Annotated in this window: 19 protein-coding genes; 4 read left to right on the plus strand and 15 right to left on the minus strand. The window is 62.0% G+C overall.

All coding sequences use genetic code 11. The features are described 5' to 3' along the window. The 9 genes from tuf to DJFAAGMI_RS16550 all read right to left on the minus strand — a co-directional run. The coding region (tuf, locus tag DJFAAGMI_RS16505) for an elongation factor Tu (RefSeq protein WP_249334466.1) at positions 1-1,436 on the minus strand (1,436 nt) is incomplete at its 3' end. A 180-nt stretch (positions 1,437-1,616) separates the two neighbouring features. Then, entirely contained in the window at positions 1,617-3,725 is a 2,109-nt protein-coding gene (gene fusA, locus DJFAAGMI_RS16515) for an elongation factor G (protein ID WP_211457965.1), read from the minus strand. 145 nt (positions 3,726-3,870) lie between these two features. Next, positions 3,871-4,344, minus strand: coding sequence for a 30S ribosomal protein S7 (gene rpsG, locus DJFAAGMI_RS16520; protein ID WP_003059438.1), 474 nt, complete (start codon positions 4,342-4,344; stop codon positions 3,871-3,873). 168 nt (positions 4,345-4,512) lie between these two features. After that, complete coding sequence (rpsL, locus tag DJFAAGMI_RS16525; protein WP_003059441.1) at positions 4,513-4,890, minus strand: 30S ribosomal protein S12; 378 nt, start codon at positions 4,888-4,890, stop codon at positions 4,513-4,515. 235 nt (positions 4,891-5,125) lie between these two features. Continuing rightward, entirely contained in the window at positions 5,126-6,298 is a 1,173-nt protein-coding gene (locus DJFAAGMI_RS16530; protein ID WP_003059442.1) for a D-alanyl-D-alanine carboxypeptidase family protein, read from the minus strand. A 151-nt stretch (positions 6,299-6,449) separates the two neighbouring features. Then, a complete protein-coding gene (locus DJFAAGMI_RS16535) occupies positions 6,450-7,088 on the minus strand; it encodes an alpha/beta hydrolase (protein WP_211457966.1) in 639 nt (212 codons plus the stop codon). Between the two features lie 150 nt (positions 7,089-7,238). Next, a complete protein-coding gene (locus DJFAAGMI_RS16540) occupies positions 7,239-7,595 on the minus strand; it encodes a (2Fe-2S) ferredoxin domain-containing protein (protein WP_211457967.1) in 357 nt (118 codons plus the stop codon). A gap of 11 nt (positions 7,596-7,606) precedes the next feature. After that, positions 7,607-8,704 (minus strand): VanZ family protein, encoded by a 1,098-nt coding sequence (locus DJFAAGMI_RS16545; protein WP_211458373.1) that lies wholly within the window; start codon positions 8,702-8,704, stop codon positions 7,607-7,609. 57 nt (positions 8,705-8,761) lie between these two features. Then, positions 8,762-9,178 (minus strand): CopD family protein, encoded by a 417-nt coding sequence (locus DJFAAGMI_RS16550; RefSeq protein WP_211457968.1) that lies wholly within the window; start codon positions 9,176-9,178, stop codon positions 8,762-8,764. A 132-nt stretch (positions 9,179-9,310) separates the two neighbouring features. On the opposite strand from DJFAAGMI_RS16550, the gene hemB reads away from it, so the two are divergent. After that, on the plus strand, positions 9,311-10,321 hold the full coding sequence (hemB, locus tag DJFAAGMI_RS16555; protein ID WP_211457969.1) for a porphobilinogen synthase: 1,011 nt from the start codon (positions 9,311-9,313) through the stop codon (positions 10,319-10,321). A 132-nt stretch (positions 10,322-10,453) separates the two neighbouring features. After that, positions 10,454-11,647, plus strand: a complete 1,194-nt coding sequence (locus DJFAAGMI_RS16560; protein WP_211457970.1) for a magnesium transporter CorA family protein — start codon at positions 10,454-10,456, stop codon at positions 11,645-11,647. 157 nt (positions 11,648-11,804) lie between these two features. Here the strand turns inward: DJFAAGMI_RS16560 and DJFAAGMI_RS16565 are convergent, their stop codons facing one another. Continuing rightward, positions 11,805-12,497, minus strand: a complete 693-nt coding sequence (locus DJFAAGMI_RS16565) for a dienelactone hydrolase family protein (protein ID WP_211457971.1) — start codon at positions 12,495-12,497, stop codon at positions 11,805-11,807. 182 nt (positions 12,498-12,679) lie between these two features. Here DJFAAGMI_RS16565 and DJFAAGMI_RS16570 point away from each other — a divergent pair, with 182 nt between their 5' ends. Beyond that, complete coding sequence (locus tag DJFAAGMI_RS16570) at positions 12,680-13,327, plus strand: MarC family protein (protein WP_003059455.1); 648 nt, start codon at positions 12,680-12,682, stop codon at positions 13,325-13,327. A gap of 109 nt (positions 13,328-13,436) precedes the next feature. Here the strand turns inward: DJFAAGMI_RS16570 and DJFAAGMI_RS16575 are convergent, their stop codons facing one another. The 5 genes from DJFAAGMI_RS16575 to DJFAAGMI_RS16595 all read right to left on the minus strand — a co-directional run bounded on the left by DJFAAGMI_RS16575 (position 13,437) and on the right by DJFAAGMI_RS16595 (position 17,958). Next, positions 13,437-13,934, minus strand: coding sequence for a hemerythrin domain-containing protein (locus DJFAAGMI_RS16575; RefSeq protein ID WP_211457972.1), 498 nt, complete (start codon positions 13,932-13,934; stop codon positions 13,437-13,439). A 172-nt stretch (positions 13,935-14,106) separates the two neighbouring features. Then, on the minus strand, positions 14,107-14,790 hold the full coding sequence (locus tag DJFAAGMI_RS16580) for an ABC-type transport auxiliary lipoprotein family protein (RefSeq protein WP_211457973.1): 684 nt from the start codon (positions 14,788-14,790) through the stop codon (positions 14,107-14,109). Between the two features lie 106 nt (positions 14,791-14,896). Further along, the gene (locus DJFAAGMI_RS16585) at positions 14,897-15,844 is read right to left on the minus strand and encodes an MlaD family protein (RefSeq protein ID WP_003059461.1); all 948 of its coding nucleotides are present in this window, start codon (positions 15,842-15,844) and stop codon (positions 14,897-14,899) included. Beyond that, entirely contained in the window at positions 15,844-16,704 is an 861-nt protein-coding gene (locus tag DJFAAGMI_RS16590; RefSeq protein ID WP_407714868.1) for an ABC transporter ATP-binding protein, read from the minus strand. Before DJFAAGMI_RS16590 ends, DJFAAGMI_RS16585 begins: the two co-directional genes overlap by 1 nt. Before the next feature lie 126 nt (positions 16,705-16,830). Next, positions 16,831-17,958, minus strand: coding sequence for an MlaE family ABC transporter permease (locus DJFAAGMI_RS16595; protein ID WP_211457975.1), 1,128 nt, complete (start codon positions 17,956-17,958; stop codon positions 16,831-16,833). A 102-nt stretch (positions 17,959-18,060) separates the two neighbouring features. Between DJFAAGMI_RS16595 and DJFAAGMI_RS16600 the strand changes: the two genes are divergently transcribed. Next, complete coding sequence (locus tag DJFAAGMI_RS16600; RefSeq protein WP_211457976.1) at positions 18,061-18,264, plus strand: hypothetical protein; 204 nt, start codon at positions 18,061-18,063, stop codon at positions 18,262-18,264. The last annotated feature ends 2 nt before the right edge of the window (positions 18,265-18,266 follow it).

Raw genomic sequence — 18,266 nt, forward strand, 5'->3', positions numbered from 1 at the left:
ATAGCGAAACGCAGACCTTCTTCCATGGCGATGGGGGCGATCAGCTTCACGGTGATCGACACGTTGTCGCCAGGCATCACCATTTCCTTGCCTTCGGGCAGTTCGATGGAGCCGGTCACGTCAGTTGTACGGAAGTAGAACTGGGGACGGTAGTTGTTGAAGAAGGGAGTGTGGCGACCGCCTTCGTCCTTCGACAGCACGTAAACTTCAGCAGTGAAGTTGGTGTGGGGCTTGATGGAGCCGGGCTTGCACAGCACTTGGCCGCGTTCCACGTCTTCACGCTTGGTGCCGCGCAGCAGCAGACCCACGTTGTCGCCAGCTTGACCTTGGTCCAGCAGCTTGCGGAACATTTCCACGCCAGTGACGGTGGTCTTGACGGTGTCCTTGATACCGACGATTTCGATTTCTTCGCCGACCTTGACAATACCGCGCTCGATACGGCCAGTCACCACGGTACCGCGACCGGAGATGGAGAACACGTCTTCCACGGGCATCACGAAGGCGCCGTCAACAGCACGCTCGGGAGTGGGGATGTAGGTGTCCAGAGCTTCAGCCAGACGCAGGATAGCGGGTTCACCCTTGTCGGATTGGTCGCCTTCCAGAGCCAGCTTGGCAGAGCCGCGGATGATGGGGGTATCGTCGCCGGGGAAGTCGTACTTGGACAGCAGCTCGCGCACTTCCATTTCGACCAGTTCCAGCAGTTCTTCGTCGTCCACCATGTCGGCCTTGTTCAGGAACACGATGATGTAGGGAACGCCCACCTGACGCGACAGCAGGATGTGCTCGCGAGTCTGGGGCATGGGGCCGTCAGCAGCGGAGCAAACCAGGATAGCGCCGTCCATCTGAGCGGCACCAGTGATCATGTTCTTCACATAGTCAGCGTGGCCGGGGCAGTCCACGTGAGCGTAGTGGCGGTTGGCAGTTTCGTATTCAACGTGNTCGCCGGGGAAGTCGTACTTGGACAGCAGCTCGCGCACTTCCATTTCGACCAGTTCCAGCAGTTCTTCGTCGTCCACCATGTCGGCCTTGTTCAGGAACACGATGATGTAGGGAACGCCCACCTGACGCGACAGCAGGATGTGCTCGCGAGTCTGGGGCATGGGGCCGTCAGCAGCGGAGCAAACCAGGATAGCGCCGTCCATCTGAGCGGCACCAGTGATCATGTTCTTCACATAGTCAGCGTGGCCGGGGCAGTCCACGTGAGCGTAGTGGCGGTTGGCAGTTTCGTATTCAACGTGGGAAGTGTTGATCGTGATGCCACGAGCCTTTTCTTCGGGAGCGTTGTCGATCTGCGAGTAGTCCTTGGCTTCACCGCCGAAGTGCTTGGACAGCACGGTAGCGATAGCAGCAGTCAGGGTGGTCTTGCCGTGGTCAACGTGACCGATGGTGCCCACGTTCACGTGGGGCTTGGTACGTTCGAACTTTTCTTTTGCCATGATTTCTCCGAAAGAGCAAAAACCTGTGTGATGTTTAAGGTCTGCACCTCATTGCTGATTCGCCCCGCACAGGAAACAGGACGGCATGGGATCGCAGACCGGCAAAAATCGCGGCAATCCTCAAGGGACTGCCGCGATTGGAAGCCTTAGATTATGACGGATTCGTCAAACCTGCGTCAATTACTTGGCGCGGGCAGCAACGATGGCTTCGGCCACGTTACGAGGAGCTTCAGCGTAGTGCTTGAATTCCATGGTGTAGCTGGCGCGACCTTGAGTCATGGAACGCAGCGAAGTGGCGTAGCCGAACATTTCGGACAGAGGCACTTCAGCCTTGATGGCCTTGCCGCCACCAACCATGTCATCCATGCCCTGCACCATGCCGCGGCGGGAAGACAGGTCACCCATCACGGTACCGGCGTAGTCTTCAGGTGTTTCCACTTCCACAGCCATCATGGGTTCCAGGATGACGGGGTTGGCCTTGCGAGCAGCTTCCTTGAAACCGAAGATAGCGGCCATCTTGAACGCCATTTCGTTCGAGTCCACATCGTGGTACGAACCGAAAGTCAGGCGCACCTTGACGTCCACCACAGGGTAGCCAGCCAGAACACCGGAAGTCAGCGCTTCGATCACGCCCTTTTCCACCGCAGGGATGTATTCGCGAGGAACCACACCGCCCTTGATTTCGTCGACGAACTCGAAGCCCTTGCCGGCTTCCTGGGGTTCCAGAGTCAGAACCACGTGGCCATACTGACCCTTACCGCCGGATTGACGAACGAACTTGCCGTCCACGTCCTTGACAGTGCTGCGAATGGTTTCGCGGTAGGCAACCTGGGGCTTGCCCACGTTGGCTTCCACGTTGAATTCGCGCTTCATACGGTCAACGATGATTTCCAGGTGCAGCTCGCCCATACCGGCGATGATGGTCTGACCGGATTCTTCGTCGGTACGTACGCGGAAGGAAGGATCTTCTGCAGCCAGACGCGACAGAGCGATACCCATCTTTTCCTGGTCGGTCTTGGACTTTGGTTCCACAGCCTGTGCAATCACGGGCTCGGGGAACACCATGCGCTCCAGCACGATAGGTGCAGCGATGTCGCACAGGGTTTCACCGGTGGTCACATCCTTCAGACCCACGCAGGCAGCGATGTCGCCAGCACGGATTTCTTCGACTTCCACACGGTCGTTGGCCATCATCTGCACGATACGGCCGATACGTTCCTTCTTGCCCTTGACGGCATTCAGAACGGTCTCGCCCTTGGTCAGAACGCCGGAGTACACGCGCACGAAGGTCAGCTGGCCCACGAAGGGGTCGGTCATCAGCTTGAAGGCCAGAGCCGAGAACTTCTCGGCGTCGTCGGCCTTGCGGCTCAGCTTCTTCTCTTCGTCATCGGGGTCGGTACCGGTAACGTCAGGGATGTCCACAGGAGCGGGCAGATAGTCGATCACGGCGTCCAGCATGCGCTGCACACCCTTGTTCTTGAACGCGGTGCCGCACAGCATGGGCTGAATTTCGGTGGCCAGGGTACGAGTACGCACGCCGAGCTTCACTTCTTCTTCAGTCAGAGTACCTTCTTCCAGGTACTTGTTCATCAGCTCTTCCGAAGCTTCGGCAGCGGCCTCCACCAGGTTTTCACGCCACTTGTTGGCAGTCTCCACCAGCTCGGCGGGGATGTCCTGGTATTCGAACTTCATGCCCTGGGAAGCTTCGTCCCAGATGATGGCCTTCATCTTGACCAGATCGACCACACCCTTGAAGTTGTCTTCGGCACCGATTGGGATCACCACGGGCACGGGGTTGGCCTTCAGGCGCAGCTTCATCTGGTCGTAGACCTTGAAGAAGTTGGCACCGGTACGGTCCATCTTGTTCACAAAGGCCAGACGAGGCACCTTGTACTTGTTAGCCTGACGCCACACGGTTTCGGACTGGGGCTGCACGCCACCCACAGCGCAATACACCATGCAAGCACCGTCCAGCACGCGCATGGAACGCTCCACTTCAATCGTGAAGTCCACGTGACCGGGGGTGTCGATGATGTTGAAGCGGTGCTCGGGATAGGACAGGTCCATACCCTTCCAGAAGCAGGTCACTGCAGCGGAAGTGATGGTGATACCACGCTCTTGCTCTTGCTCCATCCAGTCGGTGGTGGCAGCGCCGTCGTGCACTTCGCCCAGCTTGTGGGTCACACCGGTATAGAACAGGATACGTTCTGTAGTAGTTGTCTTACCTGCGTCAATGTGAGCGGAAATACCGATGTTGCGATAGCGCTCAATGGGGGTCTTGCGAGCCATGATGGATCCTTGCTTGATCGTATGGGAGTACTGCCGGCCCCGCATTGTGCGCAGGAGGCAGCAGCTCTATATGGGGGCGCTCAGAATCGACACAAGGCCGCAGCAAGTTTTTGCATGCGGCCCTGTATCTCGAGCGAGATTCCGATTAGAAGCGGAAGTGGCTGAAGGCCTTGTTGGCTTCGGCCATACGGTGCACTTCGTCACGACGCTTCATAGCGCCGCCACGGCCTTCCGTAGCTTCCAGCAGCTCGTTGGCCAGGCGTTGAGCCATGGACTTCTCGCCACGCTTGCGGGAGGCTTCCTTGATCCAGCGCATGGCCAGAGCCAGACGACGGACGGGACGCACTTCCACGGGCACCTGGTAGTTGGCACCGCCAACACGGCGGGACTTCACTTCGACCATGGGCTTGACGTTGTTGATGGCAACAACGAAAGCTTCCAGAGGGTCCTTGCCAGGATGCTTCTTCTCGATCAGGTCCAGAGCGCCATAAATGATGCGCTCAGCAACCGCCTTCTTGCCGCCTTCCATGATCACGTTCATGAATTTGGACAGCTCTACATTGCCGAACTTGGGATCCGGCAGGATTTCACGTTTGGGGACTTCGCGACGACGTGGCATTTTTTACCTCTATCTTTGCTTCAGTTGGCATCTTTTCAGATACCGCGAGAGCTATTCAAAACTCTCACTTACTCGACCCGCACAAAACATTCGTGCTCAGGGCCACTACGTTTGACCGCGCCAGTCAGGCGAATCAAACACCGTTTGTTTTCAAAAAACCAGGGCTGATTACTTAGCCTTAGGCTTCTTGGCACCGTACTTGGAGCGAGCTTGCTTACGGTCCTTGACGCCTTGCAGGTCCAGGGAACCGCGCACGATGTGGTAACGCACACCGGGCAAGTCCTTCACACGGCCGCCACGCACCAGCACAACGCTGTGCTCTTGCAGGTTGTGGCCTTCACCGCCGATGTACGAAATCACTTCGAAACCGTTGGTCAGACGAACCTTGGCCACCTTACGCAGAGCCGAGTTAGGCTTCTTGGGAGTGGTGGTGTACACACGGGTGCACACGCCACGGCGTTGGGGGCAGTTTTCCATAGCAGGGCTCTTGGATTTAACAACTTCTACCGTGCGGCCCTGACGCACGAGTTGGTTAATGGTTGGCATTAATTAAACGTCCCTAAACGTGAATTTGCTTCGTGAAAGCAAAAGGTTTATCCGCAGCAACAGATGCTGATGCGGAAACGTGAATCCCTTCGGAAATTCCGAAAAGCCCTCGAATGTACCAGCTTGCGCAAATCAGCACAAGCACCTGCGGGCAATAGCCCCCAGGCAGCAAGATGCTTTGCATGACCGATCAAGGGCTGTCACCGGCAGGAGCGCCTCCTGCCGGCCAGGGAACTTACTTGATCCAGAGCCGGATGGTGTCCCACAGACGGCCGAAGAAGCCAGCCTGCTCTACGGCCTCAAGCGCCACCAGCGGCACCTCGGCCACCACATCCGCGCCCGACTTGACCTTGAGCACGCCCATGGACTGGCCCTTGGCGATAGGAGCGATCAGCGGATCCTGGCGCACCACTTCGGTGGTCAGCTTGCCACCGGTACCCGAGGGCACCGTCACCACCACAGCGCCGTCGGCCTTGCCAATCTTGACGGCATTGGCAGCACCCTTCCAGACTGCCGGAGTGGCGACGGGCTGATCGGCATCGAACAGCTTGACGGCATCGAAAGCGGTGTAACCCCAGTTCAGCAGCTTCTGGCTTTCGTTGGCACGCGCTTTTTCGCTGGCCGTACCCAGCACGATGGACAGCAGACGGCGCTGACCCACATTGGGCAGATCGCGCTTGGCCGTGGCCACCAGGCAGTAGCCGGCGGCATTGGTATGACCGGTCTTCAGGCCGTCCACGGTGGGATCGCGGAACAGCAAGGCATTGCGGTTGCTGCCGTTGGACGCGGGCGTGCCGGGATAGCTGTACTGCTTGGTGGAGTAGTAGTGCATGTACTCGGGGAAGTCATGCATCAGGCGCTGGGCCAGTATGGACAGATCACGCGCCGTCGTCAGGTGGCCGGGCTCGGTCAGACCTTCGGGGTTCTTGTAGCTGGTGTTTTTCATGCCCAGGGCCTTGGCCTGGTCATTCATCATCTTGACGAAGTTCTCGGCCGTGCCCCCCACGGCCTCGGCCAGTGCCATGGTGGCATCGTTGCCGGACTGGATGATCATGCCGCTGAGCAGGTCATTGACGGGAACCTGCATCTTGGGGTCGATGAACATGCGCGAGCCGGGCATCTTCCAGGCACGCTCGCTCACGGGCATGCGTTGCTCCAGCGTGATTTTCTTGGCACGCAGGGCGTCGAACACCACATAGGCCGACATCAGCTTGGTCAGCGATGCCTGCTCGACGGGAGCGTCGATATCCTTGGCCCCCAGCACCTGGCCGGCAGTGACGTCCACCAGCAGATAGTTGCGGGCAGCGATTTCGGGAGGGACAGGGGCCGCCACCTGTGCCATGGCAAACACGGGCGCCACTGCGGCCGCAACGGCCAGAACACGCAGTGTGGAGTAGATGGGCTTCATGAAGAGGGTTCTCGCTAAAGCAAAGGTAAGCGCGGTTATTTACCGTCGAAAACGGCCAAAACCAAGGATATACCTTGGCTTGGCGCTATGAAAAGAGGGGTTACCGAGACGGGGCAGCAATTCACGTGCGTCAGGGTGTGGGGACTGGCTCTTATTCGGACTTCAGGTGGCGCACCACCAGATTCTTGAGCAGAGGCAATTGTCCGTGAAAGAAATGACCGACCTGCGGAATCACGGTAACAGGCAGTATCTGCGGGCGTGCCCAGTCCATCACGGCAGACAGCGCCACCGTGTCGTCCGCCTCGCCGTGAACCACCAGCGTCTGGTCATGGGCACCGGCAGGCACGGGAGCCACCTCGAAGCGGCTGGCGGCCGTACCGACCAGCACGGCCTTCTGCACCCGCCCCTGCTCCCAGAGCTGCGCCAACGCATGGCTGGTGACAAAGGCGCCAAAGGAAAAGCCGGCCAGGGCAATCGGGCCTTCGGGAGCCACCTGCTGCACCACGGCCAGCAAATCCTGCAGCTCTGCCTTGCCGGCGTCATATTCGCCGGCACTGGCGCCCACGCCGCGAAAATTGAAACGCACGGCCGTATAGCCGCACTGCACAAAGGCACGCGCCAGCGTCTGGACCACCTTGTTGTCCATGGTGCCGCCAAACAGCGGATGCGGATGGGCGATGATGGCCACACCCCTGGGGCTCTGCCCTTCGGCCAGTTGCGGCGCATCGCGCAGGGTTTCGATCGCACCGGCAGCGCCGGTCAACATCAGTCGTTCAGTCTGAGAATTCACTACGCTATCCTAGTTATAGCTATCAGCGCTTGCTGTTATTAGGCTGACGCTTAAAAACGCTTAAAGTTCCTGAACGAGCACGCTGCACTGCGCACCGAAGGTGTCATCCCTGCGGCGCCACCCAGGCAAGGCACCCGGGGGAAGCCCCGTTTATCGGCCTACGCTGTCAGGCAGCACCAAGCGCTCGACCACCTTGCCGTTCCTCAGATGGGATTCGACGATTTCATCGATATCACTGTCGTCGATAAAGGTGTACCAGACGGCCTCGGGATAGACCACGGCCACGGGGCCGCCCGCGCAGCGATCCAGGCAGCCGGCCTTGTTCACTCGCACCTGACCCTTGCCAGCCAGCCCCTCTTCCTTGACTTTGCGCTTGCAGTGGTCAAAGCCTGCCTTGGCACCGTGCAAAGCACAGCAGTCCTCGCCATTGGGACGCTCGTTCAGGCAAAAGAAGATATGACGCTGGTAGTAGCCACCGGCTTGGTCTTGATTCTGGGTGTCGCTCATAGTGGCTCATTCTAGGCAGGCTGCTGGCGACGCGAGAGTCGAATCACTACATACGCCAGTGTGACGTAAGGCCAGAGCCAGCCCAGCCACTGGCCCAGGCCGTAGAAGCGGATGAAGCGCCCCTGCTCCCAGGCCTGCAGGGTCTGGGCGAAGTAGACATTGGTGGGAGCCTGGTTGAGGATGCTCAGATGCAGCACCAGCACCAGAAGCAACAGCACGGTGCACACCCGGCGCGAGGCCGGCAGCGCAATCACGGCCAGACCAAGCCCTCCCCATACGCCCAGACGCACCGGCAGATCCACCCACTCCCAGGCATGGGCCGGCCCCCAGCTCAGGGCGGCCGACAGCGCCGTCACGCCCACACCTGCCGCAACCAGCAGCAGCCCCGCCAGCGCGCGGCGGCCCATGTGTCGCACGGCACAGTAGGCCAGCAGACAGGGTATCCACAGCCCCAGCATCACACAGAGCATCTCCGTCACCAGCGACAGCGGCGTCAGGGCGAAATCGCCCAGCGGCAGCCAGTCTTCGAACGGCGTGTTCAGCAACCAGTCCTGCAAGGTGTCGTCAATGCGTTCCAGCACCTGGCCCAGTCCGAAGGGCACGGCCGCCGGAAACAGCAGCGCAAACGGCCACAGTGCCAGCAGCACCAGCACGCCCGCACCGCCCTCGCCCAGCCACTGGTTGCGAAAAGCGCTCCAGCGCGACAGTGCCCCCAGCCTCTCCAGCAGCGCGGCCAGCAGGGCACCGATCAGGGTACCGCCGGCATTGAGCACCAGATCCAGATTGGACGGCACGCGGCGCGGCAGATAGATCTGCAGAAACTCCATGCACAGGGACAACAGCGTGCCGGCAAGAAAAGCCAGCGGCACGGCCAGCCTGGGCTGGCCCGAGCGCATCAGGGCCAGCGCCAGGAAAAATCCCAGCGGCGCGTAGCCGACGATATTGGTGTTGACATCGAACCAGGTCCAGTACGGCGGTGGAATCCTGGCAAACAGAAATACGCTGGGATCAATCCCCTGGGCGCGCCAGCCGTCGAACGGGAACAGGCTGGCAAACACGATGAGCAGGCCATAGACCAGCGCCAGCGGCCAGGCCGAGGTATGGCGCATGGAAATCACCGGCACCGCGGAATCGGACACAGTCGCCTCCTACTCTCGGCACAAGACTCAGAAGGGCTTGACCACCACCAGAATCACGGCGGCGATCAGCAGCAACACCGGCACTTCGTTATAGAAACGGAACCAGCGATGGCTTTTGTGACAGGTGTTGTCCGCCAGCTTGCGCAGCAGCACGGCACAGCTGTGGTGATAGCCGATGACCAGCAGCACCACGGCCAGCTTGGCATGCAGCCAGCCGCCCGCAAAGCCCCAGCCCAGCCACAGCCACAGGCCCAGGCCCAGCGCAGGCACGGCCAACATGGTGGTGAAGCGCAGCAGCTTGCGCGCCATCAGCACCAGGCGCTCGCGCTCTGCCACCGAGCCCGGCGTGACCATGGCGATATTGACAAAGATACGCGGCAGATAGAACAGACCAGCAAACCAGCTGGCGACAAAAATGATGTGAAAGGCTTTAACCCATAGCATGGGGCCAGTGTAAAGGCCTGCGCTGCGCCACAGCCGCTGCGCGCCGCGTCTTTACCCCGCATTGAGACAGCCGTCATGGAATAGTCACGCAGCTGCAAGCCAAGTCATGGCGGATGGGGCACAATTTTCCCCATGCATTTGTCCAGCCCTACTCCTTTTCCCCAGAATCGTCCGCGCCGTCTGCGCCGCGATGCTTTCACCCGCAATCTGGTGCGCGAGAGCGTGCTGACGCCGCACGACTTCATCTACCCCGTGTTCGTGCACGAAGGCCAGAACAAGCGCGAGGCCGTTCCCTCCATGCCTGGCGTGGACCGCCTGAGCCTCGACCTGCTGCTGCCCGTGGCCGAGGAGTGCGTGAAGCTGGAGATTCCCTATCTGGCACTGTTCCCCGCCATTGAACCCAGCCTCAAGACGCCCGATGGCAAGGAAGCCCTGAACCCCGACGGTCTGATCCCGCGCGTGGTGCGCGCGCTGAAGAAGGAATTTCCCCAGCTGGGCGTGATGACCGATGTGGCCCTGGACCCCTATACCAGCCACGGCCAGGACGGCATCCTGGACGAGAGCGGCTACATCATCAACGATGACACCGTGGAAGTGCTGGTCGGCCAGGCCCTGGCCCATGCCGAAGCCGGCGTGGACATGGTCGCTCCCAGTGACATGATGGATGGCCGCATCGGCGCCATCCGAGAGGCGCTGGAGCTGCAAGGCCATATTCACACCCGCATCATGGCCTACAGCGCCAAGTACGCCAGCGCCTTCTACGGTCCCTTCCGCGATGCCGTGGGCACGCGCGGCGCCCTGGGCAAGGCCGACAAGAATGTCTACCAGATGGACCCGGCCAACACAGACGAAGCCCTGCGCGAAGTGGCGCAGGACATCGCCGAAGGCGCGGACATGGTCATGGTCAAGCCCGGCATGCCGTATCTGGACGTGGTGCGCCGCGTCAAGGACGAGTTCAAGGTACCGACCTTCGCCTATCAGGTGTCCGGCGAATACGCCATGCTCAAGGCCGCGGCAGCCAATGGCTGGCTCGATCACGACGCCGTGATGATGGAAGCCCTGCTGGCCTTCAAGCGCGCCGGCGCCGACGGCATCCTGACCTACTTTGCCATCGACGCCGCCAAGAAGCTGCGCGGCCTGTAACAAAATTGATAGCTATCAGCGCAGGTCATGCTTGCGTTTGAGGGCATTTCAGGCATGATCTGACGGCTCGGGCTGCTGGCCCGGGCCGTTTTTGCATCTGCTTTTGCACTGACATCGAGGCTGCCAATTCCCATGCGCGTGCTGCATATCTCTCCCCTCTATGCCCAGCCTGTTGACGGACTGCCCACGCAGGCGGCGACAACGGGGTTTTACTGGGTCTCCTGCACACGCTCGGAGCTGGAGGCTCAGCTGCCGGCCATCCAGGCCATGCTGGCCAGGCTGGGTGGCTCCGCCCTCGTGGACCTGCATGTCTCCGACCTGCTGAATCCGGCCATCCCTTCCAATTACGACTACACCTCGGTGTACGACGTGCTGGTGTTTCGCCGTCTGGCCAACGCCCATCTGCCGCCGCTCAACGGCAGCCACGCCTCGCCCGCACCTGCCGTGGCAGCACCGCCGGCCCTGGCGGCCGGCACCGGCAGTGCGGCATCTAGCGCCCCGCCGCCATCCCACAGCCTGGCCCACAGCGGCCAGCGCGAAGCGCCCGTGCTGCAACGCGTGGAAACCCAGCCCGTGGGCTTTGCGCTGTATGACCAGATCCTGCTGTCCGTGCATCCCGACGGCTGCTTTGTGCTGGAAAACTTCTGGCAGCGCCTGATATCCGGCCCCGCCAAGACTGACGGTCGCCAGGTCAGCAGCAAGATGCCCGTGGAGCCTGCGGACCTGATGCTGCGCATGGTCAACGGCATGGTGGACGGCTACCTGGACCTGCGCCGCACGCTGACGCGCCAGATCGACCACTGGCAGATGGCGCTGCTCAAGCCCAACAAGCGCTTCAGCAACTGGGCCAGTGTGCTCGATGTGCGCCTGGCGCTGCACCAGCTGGATGAAATCTGCGAAGACCAGCGCGCCGCCGTGCAGGACTGGACCGAGGCACTGGAGGGCTGGCCGCCCGAGCACACCCCCGCACGCCAGCATGAGCGTGAGTTGCTGCGCGTGCGCTCGCGCGACGTGCTCGAACATATAGAGCGCGTGACCCACCATATTCACCGCATGGAGCAAAGCGCCGAGACCGCCGTGCAGATGCACTTTTCGGCACAGAGCAACCGCGCCAACGACATCATGCGCACGCTGACCACGGTGACGGCCATCTTTCTGCCGCTAAACCTGATTGCCGGCATCTTCGGCATGAACTTCGAGTTCATCCCCTTCGTGCACAAAAAGGACGGCTTCATCTGGGCCCTGGTGGCCATGGTGATCATCACCGTGGTACTGGTGGCCTATTTCTGGCGCCGCCGCTACCTGGAAAGCGAAGAGGCCGAGTAAGCGACCCGGCTGGTGCCGCAGGCACTGCCTCGCCGGAGCCCGCAGATTTGCGGCGCAGCAGCCCAAGTCTTCAGCCGTACGACAACCGAAAACTCAAGCAAAAACAGCTTCCTGCGCTTATCTAATAAGCGCAGGAAGCTGTTGTTTCAAGCGTCAATCAGCCCAGATGCTGTTGAAAGAAAGCCAGCGTGCGCTCGCCGGCCAGCTTGGCCGCCGCTTCGTTGTAGGAGCCGCGCTGGTCGCAGTTGAAGCCGTGGTCGGCGTCGTAGACATGCACTTGCGCCTGGGGCTGTGCCTTCTTGAAGGCTTCGACGGACTCCAGCGAGATGTAGTGATCCTTGCTGCCGAAGTGGGCCTGCACCGGGCACAGCGCCTGACGGCTGGCTTCCAGCTCGCCCGTCATGCCGCCGCCGTAATAGCAGACTGCGGCAGAAACACTGGCCAGATTGCAGGCCGAGCGCCAGGTCAGCAGGCCGCCCCAGCAAAAGCCCACCACACCGATCTTGCCGCCGGGCACCAGCGTCGCGGCATGGGCCACGGCCGCCTCCACATCGCGCAGCGCGCCCGGCTCGGGCAGGGCTTCCACCGCAGTCTTGAGAGCAAAGCCGGCCTTCATATCGTCTTCGGTGTAGCCCAGCTCCACATCGGGCTTGACGCGGGCAAACATGGCGGGGGCCACGGCCACATAGCCCTGGGCAGCATAGCGGTCTGCCACGGAGCGGATATGCGAGTTCACGCCGAAGATCTCCTGCAGCACCACGATGGCACCGCGTGCCTTGCCCTCGGGCATGGCCACATAAGCGGGGGTTTTTACGCCATCCACGGCTGTCAGTTCAACAAAGCTGCCCATTGCGAAGCTCCTTAACATGGTTCAAAAGGGAAATCCGCGACACGGTCGCCAGCAATGCTGTAATGGCTGGTGCCGCGTCGACGATTCGCTCATTTTTTCACAGGAGTGTTCATGCCAGCTATCCCGGCCCTACAAAAGGCAGACAGTCGCAAGAAGCCCCCCATGCCCGGAGGCGAGCTGTAATGGATATCAAGCCGCTGATCACCCTGGTTGCCATCATCAACCCGCTGGCCATTGTTCCGTTCTTCATCCACTACACGGCCGGCTTCGATGCAGAGCAGCGCTGGCAGACCATTCGCACCGCCGCCTTTGCTGCCTTCTGCGTGATCGCAGTCTGTGCGCTGCTGGGGTTGCAGATTCTGCAGTTCTTCAACATCTCGCTGCAGAGCTTTCAGGTCGGCGGCGGTCTGCTGCTGCTGATCAGTGCAATGAACATGCTCAACGCGCGCCCCGCCGAAGACCGGCCCAACAATGCCACGCTGGCGGCCGGCGTCGAAAAAGCCGCCGAAGGCAACAGCATCGCCGTCGTGCCGCTGACCATTCCGCTGCTGACCGGGCCTGCCGCCATGTCCACCGTGGTGATCTATGCCGATCAGGCGCGCACCATCTGGCAGCATGTGGCGCTGGTCGGCTATGGCGTGGTGGTGGCCGCCGCCATCATGGTGTGCTTTTCGCTGGCCCACCCGATTGCCCGCGTGCTGGGCAAGACCGGCATCAATGTGATGACCCGGCTCATGGGCCTGATTCTGGCCGCGCTGGCCATCGAGGTGATGGCGGGCGGGCTGATCAAGATCTTCCCCATCCTGGCTTCTCCGGCGATATACCCTTAACCCAAAAAATACTCCCCCTGAGCGGCTACGCCGCTTCCCCCAAGGGGGACGACAGCTTCGCTGCGCGGCGGCGCTTGCTCGCCGTCTCCCGCCTTGGCGCGTGCCAGCTTCAGGCAGTTACCACTTCCATTTTTTCAGCTTCACCACAGGCACCACCACAGCCGGTGATCGGCTCTGCAGGCAAGGCCTCGGGTACCAGCACCGCGCCGGTCACCGGGTCAAAGCCCGCGCGGCGCATGTGCAGGGCCAGGGCGGCATCCATGTTCTGCGCATGGTGGCTGAACCAGGGACCGAGCTCGGCCGCCATATGGCGGATGGTGGCCAGATCACCTTGCTCCCCCTTGACCGCCCCCTCGCGCAGGACGGCCAGCACCACCTTGTGCTGCTGGCTGTGGCAGTTGCCCGTGGCAAACCCCGTGGTCTGCATCCAGCGGTCCTCCTGATCGAAGTGGTGCTGGGTGTGGGCAATCAGCTCGCCCCAGAGCGCACACAGTTGCTCGTCGGAGGCTGCCTCCACCCGGGCCAGCAGGGTGACGAACTCCTCATGCACCGCGTCCATGACGGGAAAATCCAGGATGAGAGCGGCATTCCATTCGAGGCTGGCCATGGCAGTTCCTTGCGCGAAATTGAGGAACTGGCAGCTTAAGAACAAGACCTGGCGCGGCCATTGACCCATATCATCAAAGCGGCGGCCCGCAGGAACCCGGGGCTTGTCCAGAATCAACAAAGCCCTGCATGGCAGGGCTTTCCGAAAGGCGCTACTTAGGGCAGGACAGTACCTAGCGTCCGTAGCCCTGCAGCCAGCGGCTGAGCTGGGCCGCCGCCTCGTCCACGGCGCGCGCCATGGCCTGGGCGCCACCGGCCGCATCGGCTGAGCTGGATGGCACTTCGACCGTGAACACCTTCTGGCCCAGCAACTGGTTGCCTGCACTCTCGCCGGCACCGATCAGGCTGGCGCTCAGACGCAGCAGCGCACGGCTGTTGCTGGCGTTGTCGAAGACCTGGTTGAACTCGTCCACCGTCACGCGCAGTTGCGCAATCGAGCGCTTGTCGGCCAGCAGGGGGCGGACGTTGTCCTTGCCCGAGAGCACGGGTCGCTCCAGTCCCAGACGCATGCGCAGGCGCTGCTCCACCATCTGGGCCGGAGGCAGGCTCCAGCGCGCATTCTGGTAGGCACGCAGCTGCTGGCTGTCGCTGTAGTTCAGGCGGTAGAACATGGCCGTCAGGCCCTCGGGCAGACCCGGAGCCTGGACTTCGGCCAGCACCAGCGGCACCGGGGCCACCGAAGAGGCGGCTGCATTCGCGGCGGGCGCGGCCAGGTCGGCCACGCCCAGGTCATAGCGCACCGGCTGCGTGGGTGCCGTGGGCAGGCCCGAGCAGGCGGCTAGCGCCAGCACCAGTGAAGAAGCGCCCAGCAATCGCCATGCTCCGCGGCCGGTGAATGAAATCTTTGTGTCTGCCATATTGATTCCTTTGGGACTTAGGCCAGCCAGGATGGGCAGCAGGCATTTCCATCGAGAAACCGCCTGCCTGTTCCGAATTTGCGCAAGTCGTGTCCTTGTTGCCGCTTCACTTGGCCGGAGCCACGAAGCCGGGCTCGCCGGGGCCCGGCTGGCCCAGGCCCTGGCCGTAGATGACGGACTGCGGGTTGTCATTGAAGCGGCCTGCCGCCGCGCCCATGGTGCGCGCAGCGCGCGAGACATCGTCGGCCGCACCGTTCATGCGCGGCAAGGTGCTGCGCCCCAGCGATTCGGCCGCCTGCGACAGGGCTTGCGTGCCTTCGGCAATCTGCTGCAGCGGGCCGTCGGGCGCATTGACCTTGCGCACGGTCTGCTGCAGATCGGTCGCCACGCCCGTGGCGGCATTGCCGGCCTTGGTCAGGGACTGCAGGGTCTGGTGCGCATCCGCCGTGAGCTGAGGAAAGTCCTTGGCCGTCTTGTTCATGGTCTCGGCCAGATCCTTGATCCCTCCGGATGCGGCCGCGATATTGTCCAGCGCCGCGCTCACGCGTTTCTGGTTGTCCTCGCCCAGCATGGCATTGAGGCGGCGTGAAATTTCGTCAACCCGCTCCAGCAGCACCGGGCCCTGGTCGGCCAGCATGTTCAAGGGCGAGGACTTCATGGGCAGGCGCGGCAGGCCGCTGGGCCCTGGCTTGAGCGGCTGCGAAGCCCGGCTGTCATCGTCGAGCTGGATATGGGCCAGCCCCGTCACCCCCTGATAGCCGAGCTGTGCATAAGTGGCCGGCGTGACCGGCGTGTCCTCACCCACGGCAATGCGAATCAGCACATTGCCGGGAATCTGCGGGTCAAAACCGATGCGCACCACCTTGCCCACGGGCACGCCCTTGTAGCGCACCGTGGCCTGGGGCTGCAGACCGCTGACACCATCCTTGGTGGACATTTCGTAGAGCTGGTATTCGCGGTTGTCGCGCGTCAGCCAGACGGCCAGCCCTGCCAGCAGGGCCGCAACCACCAGCACGAAGATGCCGGCAGCCATGGCATGGGACTTGTTTTCCATCAGCTTTCCTCTGCGGCCACGCCGCCTTGCACCGGGGCCATGGCACGGCGGCCACGCTCTCCCTGGAAGAAATGTTCGATAAACGGGTGCTTGATCTGGGCCACATCGCGCGGGGCCCCGGTAAACAGCACTTTTTTCTCGGCCAGTACGGCCACACGCGTGGACAGCGCGAACAGCGTATCCAGGTCGTGGGTGACCATGATCACGGTCAGACCCAGCTCGGCATGGATATCGCGCAGCAGCTCGCAGAACTCGTCTGAGCCCTTGGGGTCCAGCCCGGCTGTGGGTTCGTCCAGCAGCAGCAGCGGCGGATCCATCATCAGCGCACGCGCCAGCGCCACACGCTTGATCATGCCGCCCGACAGGTCTGCGGGCATGCGCGAGGCATGTTCCGGCTTGAGACCCACCATCTGCAGCTTGACCATGGCCGCATCGCGCACCACGGCATCGGGCAAAGTGCCCTGCTCGCGCAATGCAAACGCGATGTTGTCCAGCACATTGAAGGCCGAATACAACGCCCCCTGCTGGAACAGCATGCCCACCTGACTCGCCGCCAGCTCGCCGCTGATGACCTCGCGCGAGGGCCGGCCATCCACGGTCACCGTGCCGCGCGAAGGCGAAAGCAGGCCCAGGATCTGGCGCAGCAGCACGGTCTTGCCCGTGCCGGAGCCGCCAACCAAAGCCAGAATCTCGCCCGGGTAGACATCGAAATTCAAGTCCTGGTGCACGGCAAAGCGCGACTCGCCCTCGCCAAACTCGGTCCACAGGTCAACCGCCTGCACCAGGGGCTTCACATCCTGCGGCGGCGCGTAGTCGCCCACGGCCCCTTCGATACGACGGTTCTGCATCACCTCTGTCATTTGCGTGCCCCCCACTCCACGAGGCTGACGTGACCCAAGCCAGGAACGCCGAGCAAGGGCCGCCCCGCAGCGAAGGTGTCGTCCCCTTGGGGGAAAGCGGCGAAGCCGCACAGTGGGTAGTTCATCCTAAAAGCCCACGTTTCTGAAGAGGATGGCAAAGATGGCATCCACGATGATGACCATGGTGATGGAGGACACCACCGCCGCCGTGGTGCCGCGACCCAGACTCTGTGTATTGGGCGCCACCTGCAGACCCCAGTGGCAGCCGATCAAGGCAATCAGCACGCCAAACACCACGGACTTGCCCATGGCCAGCACCAGATTGCCGATCTTCACGGCCGCCGGCAGGCTTTGGACGAAATAGGACGGCGTGATGTCCATGGTCAGGTCGGCCGCGACCATGCCGCCGGCCAGTGCCGCCAGAATGGTCCACAGTGCCACCAGCGGCATGGACACGGCCAGCGCCAGCGCACGCGGCAGCACCAGCCGGTAGCCCTGGGAGATGCCCATGACCTGCATGGCATCGAGCTCTTCGGTCACGCGCATCACGCCGATCTGTGCCGTGATGGCCGAGCCGCTGCGCCCCGCCACCAGAATGGCCGCCAGCAGCGGTCCCAGCTCGCGGATCAGCGAAATGCCCAGAATATTGACGATAAAGGATTCGGCCCCGAACTGGCGCAGCTGCAGCGCCATCAGATAGGCCAGCACCACGCCGATCAGAAAGCCCACCAGGGCCGTGATCGGCAAAGCCGTCGCGCCGGTCGCATAGAGATGGCCCGAAATATCGCGCCAGGGGCCACGCAAGGGATTGCGCAGCAATCGCAGGCAATCCAGCAGCAACTGCCCCACCAGCCGGATCAGATTGGCAAAGTGCCCGCAGGCATCGATCACCATCTGGCCCAACCGATTGATCTCGCACATCCACCCCGAGGGCTCGGGCTTGGGCTCGGGCACTTCGCTGAATCTGGCCACTCGCTCCAGCATGGAACGCTGATTCTTGGTCGTCAGCAGCCGGGCCGGCCAGGCCCTGCCCCATTGCTCCCACAGCAGCTGCGCGCCGATATGGTCCAACCAGACCATTTGCTGCAAATCCCAGGCCACGCCCTTGGGAACCGCCCTGATCTGTGGCGCCAGCCGACGCCAGATATGGCGATCGCCCAGCTCGGCAGCACTCCAGCGGCCCACAGGCACGGCCCATTGCTGACCATCGCGGGACTGCAGCGGGCATTGAGGTAGTTGGTCTGAGCTGGGCAAAGAAAAGCTTCCTAGGACATGAGGGAGACGGGCTAGCCGCAGGGGCCAGCATAACGCGCCAAGCGAGGAGCATGCCAAACGCAGCACGTAGGTCACTGCCGCATGCCACGCAATCATAGCGTTGCAATTTTTATCAAAAACTCGCCAAAGCCAAAACCAGCCTTGCGTCGGCAGCTTCCAAAACAGGAGTATGCGAGCGATTTCCCTATCGACACCGGCAAGGTCATCGCACCTAATGAATTGGCCTTTTTGCCCATGACTGCCTCAAGGTTTGGCCTGCCCGCCAAGCCGTATCCGGCCTTTTGATC

It is taken from the genome of Comamonas brasiliensis (assembly GCF_018292285.1).
GTDB classification, from domain to species: domain Bacteria; phylum Pseudomonadota; class Gammaproteobacteria; order Burkholderiales; family Burkholderiaceae_C; genus Comamonas; species Comamonas brasiliensis.

Excerpts from the sequence above, each read along its gene's own strand:
- DJFAAGMI_RS16575 (WP_211457972.1), bottom strand. The coding sequence starts at position 13,934 with ATGGCCAGCCTCGAATGGAATGCCGCTCTCATCCTGGATTTTCCCGTC.
- rpsL (WP_003059441.1), bottom strand. The coding sequence starts at position 4,890 with ATGCCAACCATTAACCAACTCGTGCGTCAGGGCCGCACGGTAGAAGTT.
- DJFAAGMI_RS16545 (WP_211458373.1), bottom strand. The coding sequence starts at position 8,704 with ATGCGCCATACCTCGGCCTGGCCGCTGGCGCTGGTCTATGGCCTGCTC.
- DJFAAGMI_RS16580 (WP_211457973.1), bottom strand. The coding sequence starts at position 14,790 with ATGGCAGACACAAAGATTTCATTCACCGGCCGCGGAGCATGGCGATTG.
- fusA (WP_211457965.1), bottom strand. The coding sequence starts at position 3,725 with ATGGCTCGCAAGACCCCCATTGAGCGCTATCGCAACATCGGTATTTCC.
- hemB (WP_211457969.1), top strand. The coding sequence starts at position 9,311 with ATGCATTTGTCCAGCCCTACTCCTTTTCCCCAGAATCGTCCGCGCCGT.
- DJFAAGMI_RS16590 (WP_407714868.1), bottom strand. The coding sequence starts at position 16,704 with ATGACAGAGGTGATGCAGAACCGTCGTATCGAAGGGGCCGTGGGCGAC.
- DJFAAGMI_RS16585 (WP_003059461.1), bottom strand. The coding sequence starts at position 15,844 with ATGGAAAACAAGTCCCATGCCATGGCTGCCGGCATCTTCGTGCTGGTG.
- rpsG (WP_003059438.1), bottom strand. The coding sequence starts at position 4,344 with ATGCCACGTCGTCGCGAAGTCCCCAAACGTGAAATCCTGCCGGATCCC.
- DJFAAGMI_RS16560 (WP_211457970.1), top strand. The coding sequence starts at position 10,454 with ATGCGCGTGCTGCATATCTCTCCCCTCTATGCCCAGCCTGTTGACGGA.
- DJFAAGMI_RS16530 (WP_003059442.1), bottom strand. The coding sequence starts at position 6,298 with ATGAAGCCCATCTACTCCACACTGCGTGTTCTGGCCGTTGCGGCCGCA.
- DJFAAGMI_RS16540 (WP_211457967.1), bottom strand. The coding sequence starts at position 7,595 with ATGAGCGACACCCAGAATCAAGACCAAGCCGGTGGCTACTACCAGCGT.
- DJFAAGMI_RS16570 (WP_003059455.1), top strand. The coding sequence starts at position 12,680 with ATGGATATCAAGCCGCTGATCACCCTGGTTGCCATCATCAACCCGCTG.
- DJFAAGMI_RS16565 (WP_211457971.1), bottom strand. The coding sequence starts at position 12,497 with ATGGGCAGCTTTGTTGAACTGACAGCCGTGGATGGCGTAAAAACCCCC.
- DJFAAGMI_RS16600 (WP_211457976.1), top strand. The coding sequence starts at position 18,061 with ATGCCACGCAATCATAGCGTTGCAATTTTTATCAAAAACTCGCCAAAG.
- DJFAAGMI_RS16550 (WP_211457968.1), bottom strand. The coding sequence starts at position 9,178 with ATGCTATGGGTTAAAGCCTTTCACATCATTTTTGTCGCCAGCTGGTTT.